Raw genomic sequence first — 10,196 nt, 5'->3', positions numbered from 1 at the left:
AGATGGTCGTCGATGTAGACGTAGAGTCCGGTCAGGAGGGTGTCCAGGTCTGTCGTCACAAACGGATCTTGGGCGCCCTCCGCCCTCCTTCCCGGCCACCACGCCGTTCGGACTTACTCGTCTAGGTGCCCGCGGCGCACCCAAGCAACCTGCGTGCAACCTCTGCCCTCGATGTGCGTGATCGGCTTCACTGTCTTCCACGCCACACGCAGACCGTGGGCAGAGGCGGGCGGCCGCCCCGGTCGGCACGGAACGTCGCCCGCAGTGGAGGCAGCAGTGACGCAGACGGCGGAGAGCGGGCGCACCGAGACCGATCGGCGGGTGAGCACCTGGCTCACCGAGTTCGCCGACGCGCTCTCGGCCGGGGACGGCGACCGCACCGCGGCGCTGTTCGCGGACGAGTCCTACTGGCGCGACCTCGTGTCGTTCACCTGGAATCTGGTCACCGTCGAGGGGCCCGCCGGAGCCGCGGACCTGGTGCGCTCGGAGGCGGCGCGGCAGGCGTCGCCGGTGAGCTTCTCGGTCGACGGGACGCCGACCGAGGCCGGCCAAGAAGGGGATCCGGCCGGCGTCACCGAGGCGTGGCTGACGTTCGAGACCGCGATCGGGCGGGGCACCGGACACCTGCGGCTGACCGCCGAGGGCAAGGCTTGGACGCTGCTGACCACACTCGACGAGCTCAAGGGCCACGAGGAACCGCGCGGCGAGCGTCGCCCGTTCGGCACCGAGCACGGTGCGAACCCCGACCGCGTCACCTGGCGCGAGCGGCGTGAGGCCGAGGCCGCCGAGCTGGGCTACACCCGCCAGCCCGAGGTCGTGATCATCGGCGGCGGCCAGGGTGGCATCGCGCTGGGCGCGCGGCTGCGCCAGCTGGGCGTCGAGACGATCATCGTCGAGTCCAACGAGCGGCCCGGCGACTCCTGGCGCAAGCGCTACAAGAGCCTCGCCCTGCACGACCCGGTCTGGTACGACCACCTGCCCTACCTGAAGTTCCCCGACAACTGGCCGGTGTTCGCGCCGAAGGACAAGATCGGCGACTGGCTCGAGATGTACACGCGGGTCATGGAGCTGAACTACTGGGGCTCCACCACCGCGAAGAGCGCGACGTTCGACGAGTCCGCCGGGGAGTGGTCGGTCGTCGTCGACCGGGCCGGTGAGGAAGTCACGCTGCGCCCGCAGCAGCTGGTGTTCGCGCTCGGGGTCTCGGGTAAGCCGAACATCCCCGACATCCCGGGTCGCGAGAGGTTCCAGGGCGAGGTGCAGCACTCCAGCCAGCACCCGGGCCCGGACGCCTACAAGGGCAAGAAGGTCGTCGTCGTCGGGTCCAACAACTCGGCGTTCGACATCTGCGGGGCCCTCTGGGAGGTCGGCGCGGACGTGACGATGGTGCAGCGCAGCTCCACGCACATCATCAAGTCCGACACGCTCATGGAGTACGGACTCGGTGACCTCTACTCCGAACGTGCGCTCGCGGCGGGCGTCGACACCTACACCGCGGACATGATCTTCGCGTCGCTGCCGTACCGGATCATGCACACCTTCCAGAAGCCGATCTACGACAAGGCCCGCGAGGTCGACGCGGAGTTCTACCGCAAGCTCACCGAGGCGGGCTTCGACCTCGACTTCGGGGACGACGACTCCGGGCTGTTCATGAAGTACCTCCGCCGCGGCTCGGGCTACTACATCGACGTGGGCGCGGCCGACCTCGTCGCCGACGGGCGGGTCAAGCTCGCCAAGGGCCAGATCATCGAGCTGACCGAGAACGAGGTCGTGCTCGACGACGGCACCCGCCTCGAGGCCGATCTGGTCGTGCTGGCCACCGGCTACGGGTCGATGAACCAGCGCGCCGCCGACATCATCGGCCAGGAGATGGCCGACAGGGTCGGCAAGGTCTGGGGCCTCGGGTCGGACACCACCAAGGACCCCGGTCCCTGGGAGGGCGAGCAGCGCAACATGTGGAAGCCGACCCAGCAGGACAACCTGTTCTTCCACGGCGGCAACCTGCACCAGTCGCGCTTCTACTCGCTCTACCTCGCGTTGCAGCTCAAGGCGCGGTCGGTGGGCATCCCGACGCCGGTCCACGCGCGCCAGGAGTCGCACCACACGGCGTGAGGTCCGCTGCGCGCAGGCGAGCGGAAGGACGTGCTCCGGCACGTCTTTCCGCCCACCTGTCGTCAGGCACCCAGCTCGGCGCGGACCCGCTGCGCGGCACGCGGCAGGGCGCGCAGTTTCTCGTCGGCGCAGAACACCGGACCCACGCAAGCGCGGTTGATGTCCAGCCGATTTCCGGTGCGGACGGGAGTCGACCAGCGGTCGGTGGGGCACGCTGGTGACATGGAGTACACGAAGCTCGGGATGACGGGTCTCGACGTCTCCCGGATCTGTCTTGGTTGTATGAGCTACGGCGAGGCGAACGACCGGTGGCCCTGGGCGCTGCCCGCCGACCAGGCCGAGCCCTTCTTCCGCCAGGCGCTGGATGCGGGGATCAACTTCTTCGACACCGCGGACGTCTACTCCGCCGGGACGTCCGAGGAGATCACCGGGCGCTGGCTGAACCAGATGGCCGACCGGGACGAGATCGTCGTCGCCACGAAGATCTTCAATCGCATGCGTCAGGGTCCCAACGGCGCGGGTCTCTCGCGCAAGGCGATCATGACCGGCATCGACGCCTCGCTGCGCCGTCTGAACATGGACTACGTGGACCTGTACCAGATCCACCGCTGGGACTACGAGACGCCGATCGAGGAGACGCTCGAGGCGCTCCACGACGTGGTCAAGGCGGGGAAGGCGCGCTACATCGGGGCGTCGTCGATGTGGGCGTGGCAGTTCTCCAAGGCGCTGCACCTGCAGGACGTGAACGGGTGGAGCCGCTTCATCACGATGCAGGACCACTACAACCTGCTCTACCGCGAGGAGGAGCGGGAGATGCTCCCGCTCTGCGCCGACGAGGGCGTCGGGTCGATCCCGTGGAGCCCGCTCGCGCGAGGCCGCCTCACCCGCGACTGGGACGAGTCGACCGACCGCCTCGAGACCGACGAGGTCGGTAAGAAGCTCTACCGCGACACCGACCGACACATCGTCGAGAAGGTCGCCGAGGTGGCCGAGAAGCGCGGTGTCTCGCGCGCCCAGGTCGCGCTCGCGTGGGTGCTGGCGAACCCCGTCGTCGACGCGCCGATCATCGGAGCCACGAAGGAGCACCACCTCGCCGACGCGATCGCCGCACTCGACCTGCGCCTCGACGACGACGAGATCGCCGGCCTCGAGGAGCGCTACGAGCCCCGGGGCGTGGCCGGGCATCGTTGAGGCTCGGCGTCGGTCGGGCTCAGTCGTCGCCGCCGCTGTCGCCGCCGCTGTCGCCGCCGCTGTCGCCGCCGCTGTCGCCGCCGCTGTCGGACGAGGAGTCGCCGCTGTCGGACGAGGAGTCGCTGTCGTCGCCGCTGTCGGACGAGGAGTCGCCGTCGTCGCCGCTGCTCGACGCGGACGACTCGGTGTCATCGCTGCTGTCGTCGTCGCTGCTGTCGTCGTGGCTGCTGTCGTCGTGGCTGCTGTCGTCGTGGCTGCTGTCGTCGTCGCTCGACGACGAGCTCTCCGACTCCGACACGGCCCAGGAGCGGCGTTCCCCGCTGTCGTCGTCCTCCGAACTCGACGTGCTCTGCTCGGTGTCTTCCTGCTCGGTGTCTTCCTGCTCGGCGCCGTCCTGGCCGCTGGGCTCGTCGGCGACGTTCGGCTCGTCCTCGCTCGCGATGCCGTCGGTGGCTGGCTCGACCGAATCGCGGACCTGCTCGCGGACCTGCTCGCGGACCTGCTCGCGGACACGGTCCCCGATCTGGCGGGCGAGGTCTCCGCCGGTCTGCTCAGCACCGTCCCCGCCGCCGGTGGCCTCGTCGAGGGTCCGGCGGACCTCCTCCGTCGCGCGCTGGCGGGTCTCTCGCGCGATGGTCTGGCCGTCCGGGAGGTCGGTGCCCTCGGTGGGCCCGCCGTCCGGGGACCCGTCGGTGGTGCGGGCAGCGGGGACGACGCGGGCGTCACTCGCCGGCTCCGCGTCGCCGGCCGGCTCGGTGGACGTCTCGTCGGGCGCTCCGGACGGGTCGGCATCCTCCTCGTTCGCGCCGGGGACCGGCGGGGCGAGCAGCGAGGACACCGGGGCGTCGTTCGACGAGTCGGCGGGGTTCGTCGCGTCCGTGGCGCCGTCGTCCTGCGGCCTGCTCTCGGCGTCGGTCGCCGTGTCGGTGTCGGTCGGGGTCTCGCCCCCGCCGAGCGGGCTGTCCCGACCGAGCAGGCCGTCCTCGCCGAGCGGTGAGGTGACGGTCCGGAAGGGACGCGAGTACAGGGTGGAGACGTCGGGGGCGTCTGTGCCCTCGGCGTCGGGCACCGCCCGGCCGGAGCGGTCGGCGGGACCGTCGAGCAGGCCGCCGAGGGTGTCGCCGGCTGCGCGACCGAGGCCGCCGACCGCGCCGCCCGCGGTGCGTCCCAGGCCGTCGACGGTGTCGCCGGCGGTGTCGCCGAGGTCGTCGACGGCGCCGCCCGCCGTCTCGCCCACCTCGCCGACGGGGCCGCCCACGGTGCGCCCGAGGCCGCCGACCGCGCCGCCTGCGGTGCGTCCCAGGCCGTCGACGGTGTCGCCGGCGGTGTCGCCGAGGTCGTCGACGGCGCCGCCCGCCGTCTCACCGACGTCGCCGACGGTGTCGCCCGCGGCGCGGGTGACCTCACGCGGCGCCTCGCTGACCGGCCGGGTGACCGGCTCGGGGAAGTCGTCGAGGCCTCCGCCCTCGCCGAGCAGTGGGCTGCCCAGGGCCTCGAGGGAGCCCCCGCCGCGCGGCTGCGGCGGCTCGCCGGAATCGGGGAGCGCGACGGGCCGGTCGCCCGACGACGGCTCGCGGGAGACCGTCGCCGGGTCGCTCTGCGCGAGGACGGCAGGGTTGTTGCCCTGGGGGCCGCCCCGGCGCGCCGGGTCGGCCACGATGTCGTCGACCTGCTGGGCCAGGGGAGCGGTGATGTCCGTGGTGTCGGGCATCGGCGCCGCCGTCACCCGGGAGACGTCCTGCTCGAGCGTCTGGACCTGGAGCTGCAGGAGCTCGACCTGGCGCTGGGCGGCGTCGCGCTGCGCCACGAGGTCGGCCGCGCCGGTGCCGACCGTCGTCGTCGGCTGTGCCGTCGCGGCGTTGAGGCCGTCGAGGTTCCGCTGCGCGAGCACGAGGGCGGCGCGCGCCTGGTCGAGGTTGTTGTAGGCGCCGATCTGCGACTGCAGCAGGAGCATCTGCCGCTCGAGCCACTGACGCCGGTTGACGAGCGCCTGCACCTCGGTCGGGGGCCGCAGGCCGTCCAGTGCGGCGGCCCAGCGGGCCTCGGACGCGCGGGCGACGTCGAGCTGGTGCGACAGCGACGCCAGCGCCACGTTCGCCTCGGCCAGCCACTGGCCGTTCGCCGCAGGGCCGGTCGGGCGCTGGGCACCGACGGTCGAGGCCGGGTCCTCGGTCCGGTCGAGCAGCGACACCCCGCCGCCGAACGCCATGGCGACGACGAGCGTGCCGGCGATGACCGCACGGGCGCGCCGCGGCTCGCGCCGCACCCGGCGCAGCGGCACCGGCTGGCGCTTGAGGGCCGGCGGGACGGCGCCGGCGGTGCGCGGCGGACGGTCGTCGGGCGACGCGCTCCTGATCGTCGGGCCGGGCGGCGTGACGCCCGGGAGCTGCGCGACCTCCGTCTCCGGCAGCGTGTCGGCGTCGCCGCCCTCCTCGGCGTCGCCGGTCTCGGCGGTGGCGCCGGTCGGCGCCGGTTCCTCGTCCACGACCGCGGCGCGCTCGTCCGCCGGCGAGGGCGCCGTGGTGGCGTCGTCCTCCTCGGCCATGATCACCGGAGGTGTCGCTGCCGTCGACCTCAACCGCGCAGCCCTGGCCGCCGTGCGGTGAGCGGGGCAGCAGAACTTGCGCCGCGGCCCCTTCTCCGGCTGGTCGATCTCCTCGGTGCAACCGGCGAGTGCGCACTGCACGGCCATCAGGCGGTTCTCCCCTGCGGATCCATCGCGGCCAGCGATGAGGTCGTCGTCCGTCCGGCGCTCGCCACTGAGCGCGACATCACCTGTCCGGAATGAGAGCAATACGCGCTGCCATCACACAAGTGGTACGTCGAAGGCCCGGAGATGACGTCGGTGCGTGGCATGCAGGACACCCTCGTGTCGTTGAAGGTTCTATTGACGGATTGTTGAACAACCCAGACGATAGTTGACATGAACCGGTCGGGTCCAGGGTCAGGAGGGCGACGGCTCGGTGAACACCACGTCCGTCGTGCGGGGCTTGGGGAGATCGGCGCCGGGTGCGCCGGGAGATCAGCCCTCGAGGGTCTGGCCGTAGGCCTCGAGCAGGTGGGCCTCGGCGCGGCGCAGGTAGTCGTCGAGCGACGTGGCGGCGTCGAGCAGGCGGCCCTCGGCGACCTGGGTGGCGAGCGCGACGTTCTCGGCCACGTAGGGCTCGTGCATCGCCCGCGCGTCAGGGAGCACGACGAACGCGAGCCGCAGCTCGGCGACGACCCCGCGCATCTCCTCGTCGATGCGGGCGTTGCCGGCGACCGCGGCGAGCGCGAGGTGCACCGCGGCGTTGGCCGTGCCGGCGCCGTCCCAGTCGCCCGCCGCGGCGGCGCTCTCGCCCTCGCGGGCGGCCTCGACGACCGCCGACGCGGCGTCCGGGGCGACCGTGCCGCGGGCGGCCGCCTCGCGCAGGGCGCCGCACTCGAGCGAGCGGCGCAGGCCGCAGAGGTCGGCGAGGTCGCTCAGGTCGAGGCGCCGGACGAACACGCCCCGGTGGCGGTGGTGCTCGACGAGGCGCTGCGCGGAGAGCCGCTGCAGGGCCTCGCGCACGGTGTTGCGGGAGACTCCGAGGGCCTCGACGAGCTGCTCCTCGGTCAGCTGGACCCCGGGCCGCAGCGTGCCGTCGAGCACCTGGGTGCGCAGCAGCCCGGCCACCCGCTCGGACGTCGACCCGACCTCGAGCCGCCCGCGCTGCTCGGCGAGGGTGGTCGTCCAGGCGGAGGCAGCACTGCGCGTCACGGGCCGAGCGTACGCGGAACGTCCCATGATCCGATTCCTCGGCAGAGGGATTGTCGGAAGATCCGAGGATCGTGGTCTCCGTGACCGGGGTGCTCCCTGCGGGCGCGGTGCTCGGCGTCCGCGCCCACGGCGACACGGGCCTGCTCGTGGAGGTCGCCGACGTCGCTCGCGCCCTGGCCCTCCACGCCGCGCTGCGGGCCGCGCCCCCGCCCGGCCTCGTCGACCTCGTCCCGGCGGCGCGCTCGGTCCTCGTGCGCGTCGCCCCGGGGACCGACCTCGCCGCGCTGGCGGCGACGATCCGCGCGGTCCGGGTCGAGACCCCGGTGGCGGGCGCCGCCGACGGGGGCGGCGCGGTCGTCGACATCCCGGTCGTCGACATCCCGGTCGTCGACATCCCTGTCGTGTACGACGGGGCTGACCTCGCGTCCGTCGCGACGCTCACCGGGCTCACGCCCGCGGAGGTCGTCGCCGCGCACACGGGCCAGGTGTGGACGGTGGCGTTCGCCGGCTTCGCGCCGGGGTTCGGCTACCTCGCGGGCACCGACGGCCGCCTGACCGTCCCGCGTCTTCGGGTGCCGCGCACGAGCGTCCCGGCGGGCGCCGTCGGTCTCGCCGGGGAGTTCAGCGGCATCTACCCGCGGGCCTCGCCGGGCGGCTGGCAGCTCATCGGGCGCACCGACCACGAGATGTGGTGCCCGGACCGGGATCCGCCCGCAGTGCTCACGCCCGGCGTCCGGGTGCAGTTCGTGGAGCACGCGGCATGACGGGGCTCGCCGTCGTCGCGACGGGCGTGCTCGCGACCGTCCAGGACCTGGGGCGGCCGGGCCGCAGCGACCTCGGCGTCGGGGTCTCGGGCGCGGCCGACCGGCGCGCGCTGGTGCTCGCGAACCGGCTCGTCGGGAACGCCCCGGGTGCGGCGGGGCTGGAGGTCACGGCGGGCGGGCTGGTGCTTCGTGCCGGGGGGCGTCTGGTGGTCGCCGTGACCGGCGCGACCGGCCCGGTGCTGGTGCGGCGTCCGAGCGGGAGGCTGCGCCCGGCCGGGCTGGCCCGTCCCGCGGTCCTCGCCCTCGGCGACGAGCTGCGCCTCGGGGCTCCCGACCGCGGCCTCCGGTCCTACGTCGCGGTGCGCGGGGGCGTGGACGCCCCGCCCGTGCTCGGCAGCCGCTCGACCGACCTGCTGGCTGGCCTCGGCCCGCCCCCGCTGCGGCCCGGCGACGTCCTCCCCGTCGGCGAGGACGTGGCGGGCTCCGTGCCGGCCTCCGACAGCGTGCCCGTGTCGGCGCCGGAGAACGGGGAGGTGACGGTGCGCGCGGTGCCCGGGCCGCGCGCGGACTGGTTCTGCGACGACGCGCTGCAGATGTTGTTCGGCCGCCCATGGGAGGTCACGCCGGACAGCAACCGCGTGGGCATGCGCCTGCGCGGTCCGGTGCTGACTCGGACGCCTTCCCGCCTCGACGCCGAGCTGCCGAGCGAGGGCGTCGGGCGCGGTGCGATCCAGGTGCCGGCGTCCGGGCAGCCCCTGGTCTTCCTCGCCGACCATCCCGTGACCGGTGGTTATCCGGTGGTCGCCGTGCTGCGCGACCGCGACGTCGACGTCGCCGCGCAGCTGCGTCCAGGGCAGCGGCTCCGTCTCCGGCCCGAGCCCGCGCGAAAGTTCTAGGAACGCCCCCTTGAGGGATTGTTGAACAATCCCTACGGTGAACCACATCACCCGAACCGGTCCGCGTCGCCGACGACCCGGGCGCCGATCCGTAGGAGGTCTTCATGACCGAGGTCCAGCCGGCCGCCGGTGACAGTCACGGCGGCCGCAGCGCACAACCCCGGGGCACTGGGCGCGTCATCGTCGCCAGCGTCGTCGGCACGTCGCTCGAGTGGTACGACTTCTTCCTGTACGGCACTGCCGCCGCGCTGGTGTTCAATGTGCTGTTCTTCCCCAGCTTCGACCCGCTGACCGGGACGCTGCTGGCGTTCGCCACGTACGCGGTGGGGTTCGTGTCGCGTCCGCTGGGCGGGTTCGTCGCCGGGCACTACGGCGACAAGGTGGGCCGCAAGAACGTCCTGGTCGTGACGCTGCTGCTCATGGGCGTGGCGACGTTCCTCATCGGCTGTCTGCCGACCTACGAATCGATCGGGGCCGCGGCGCCGATCCTGCTGGTGGCGCTGCGCTTCCTGCAGGGTCTCGGGCTCGGCGGCGAGTGGGCCGGCGCGGTGCTCATGACCCTCGAGCACGGCGACAAGCGCAAGCGCGGCCTCAACGCCAGCTGGCCGCAGATCGGTGTTCCGGTGGGCAACCTGCTCGCCGCCGCGATCCTCGGCGTGCTCAACGTGGTGCTGTCCGAGGAGGCGTTCCTGTCCTGGGGATGGCGGACCGCGTTCTGGGCCTCGGCCGCGCTGATCCTCGTCGGTCTCTGGATCCGCATGACCGTCTCGGAGAGCCCGGTGTTCGCCGAGGCCGCCGACAGCGGGCGCAAGTCGTCGATGCCGCTCATCGAGGTGTTCAAGCGCCACCCGCGCGGCCTGCTGGTCGCCATGGGCGCCCGCATCGGCACCGACGTCGCCTTCTACACCTTCGTCCTGTTCATCCTCACCTACATCACCGCCGAGCTCGACCTGCCGCGCAGCCTCGGTCTCAACGCGGTGCTCATCGCGTCGGCGTGCCAGCTGTTCCTCATTCCGTTCTTCGGCGCGCTCTCCGACCGCTACGGTCGTCGCCCGGTCTACATGGCCGGCGCCGTCGCGGCGGGGATCTGGGCCTTCGCGTTCTTCCCGCTGCTCGACACGCGCTCGACCGTGATCATCATCCTGACCACGATCGTCGCGTTGGCCACGCACGCGGCGATGTTCGGCCCGCAGGCGGCCTTCATCGCGGAGCTCTTCTCCACCGAGCTGCGCTACAGCGGCGCCTCCATCGGCTACCAGATCGCCGGTGTCCTCGGCGGCGCCGTCGCGCCGATCATCGCGGTCGCCCTGCTCGATGCGTTCGGCTCGGGCTTCGCGATCTCGCTGTACGTGGCGGCGATGATCGTCATCACCGTCATCGCCCTGGCCGTCGCCCCGGAGACCGCGAAGGTCGACCTCCAGGACGAGCAGCCCGACGTCGTCGACGAGACGCGCTCGAGCGTCACGGCCTCGTAGGCGAGCCGGGTACCCCACG

General features: G+C 72.9%; 7 protein-coding genes. 5 read left to right on the top strand and 2 right to left on the bottom strand.

Annotated elements, in window-relative coordinates; genetic code table 11:
• The first annotated feature begins 276 nt into the window (after positions 1 to 276).
• Both AC2A1K_RS32165 and AC2A1K_RS32160 read left to right on the top strand, forming a co-directional pair.
• Positions 277 to 2,112: a flavin-containing monooxygenase gene (locus tag AC2A1K_RS32165; RefSeq protein ID WP_483900428.1), complete on the top strand. Its 1,836-nt coding sequence runs from the start codon at positions 277 to 279 to the stop codon at positions 2,110 to 2,112.
• Between the two features lie 222 nt (positions 2,113 to 2,334).
• Complete coding sequence (locus AC2A1K_RS32160) at positions 2,335 to 3,303, top strand: aldo/keto reductase (RefSeq protein WP_483900427.1); 969 nt, start codon at positions 2,335 to 2,337, stop codon at positions 3,301 to 3,303.
• Positions 3,304 to 3,322: 19 nt separating this feature from the next.
• Here AC2A1K_RS32160 and AC2A1K_RS32155 read toward each other — a convergent pair whose 3' ends face one another.
• Both AC2A1K_RS32155 and AC2A1K_RS32150 read right to left on the bottom strand, forming a co-directional pair.
• Complete coding sequence (locus tag AC2A1K_RS32155; RefSeq protein ID WP_483900426.1) at positions 3,323 to 5,995, bottom strand: hypothetical protein; 2,673 nt, start codon at positions 5,993 to 5,995, stop codon at positions 3,323 to 3,325.
• Positions 5,996 to 6,325: 330 nt separating this feature from the next.
• Positions 6,326 to 7,042, bottom strand: coding sequence for a GntR family transcriptional regulator (locus tag AC2A1K_RS32150; RefSeq protein WP_483900425.1), 717 nt, complete (start codon positions 7,040 to 7,042; stop codon positions 6,326 to 6,328).
• Positions 7,043 to 7,122: 80 nt separating this feature from the next.
• Between AC2A1K_RS32150 and AC2A1K_RS32145 the strand changes: the two genes are divergently transcribed.
• From AC2A1K_RS32145 to AC2A1K_RS32135, 3 genes are all read left to right on the top strand, one after another.
• Positions 7,123 to 7,806 carry a 5-oxoprolinase subunit B family protein gene (locus AC2A1K_RS32145; RefSeq protein WP_483900424.1) on the top strand — a complete coding sequence of 228 codons (684 nt, stop codon included), beginning with the start codon at positions 7,123 to 7,125 and terminating at the stop codon, positions 7,804 to 7,806.
• A complete protein-coding gene (locus tag AC2A1K_RS32140) occupies positions 7,803 to 8,702 on the top strand; it encodes a 5-oxoprolinase subunit C family protein (RefSeq protein WP_483900423.1) in 900 nt (299 codons plus the stop codon). The genes AC2A1K_RS32145 and AC2A1K_RS32140 overlap by 4 nt, the downstream gene beginning before the upstream one ends.
• Before the next feature lie 104 nt (positions 8,703 to 8,806).
• The gene (locus AC2A1K_RS32135) at positions 8,807 to 10,177 is read left to right on the top strand and encodes an MFS transporter (protein ID WP_483900422.1); all 1,371 of its coding nucleotides are present in this window, start codon (positions 8,807 to 8,809) and stop codon (positions 10,175 to 10,177) included.
• Positions 10,178 to 10,196: the final 19 nt, after the last annotated feature.

The sequence above is a fragment of the Actinomycetospora sp. 2LY8.5 genome, assembly GCF_057180585.1.
This window is presented reverse-complemented; position numbering and strand designations above follow the sequence as displayed.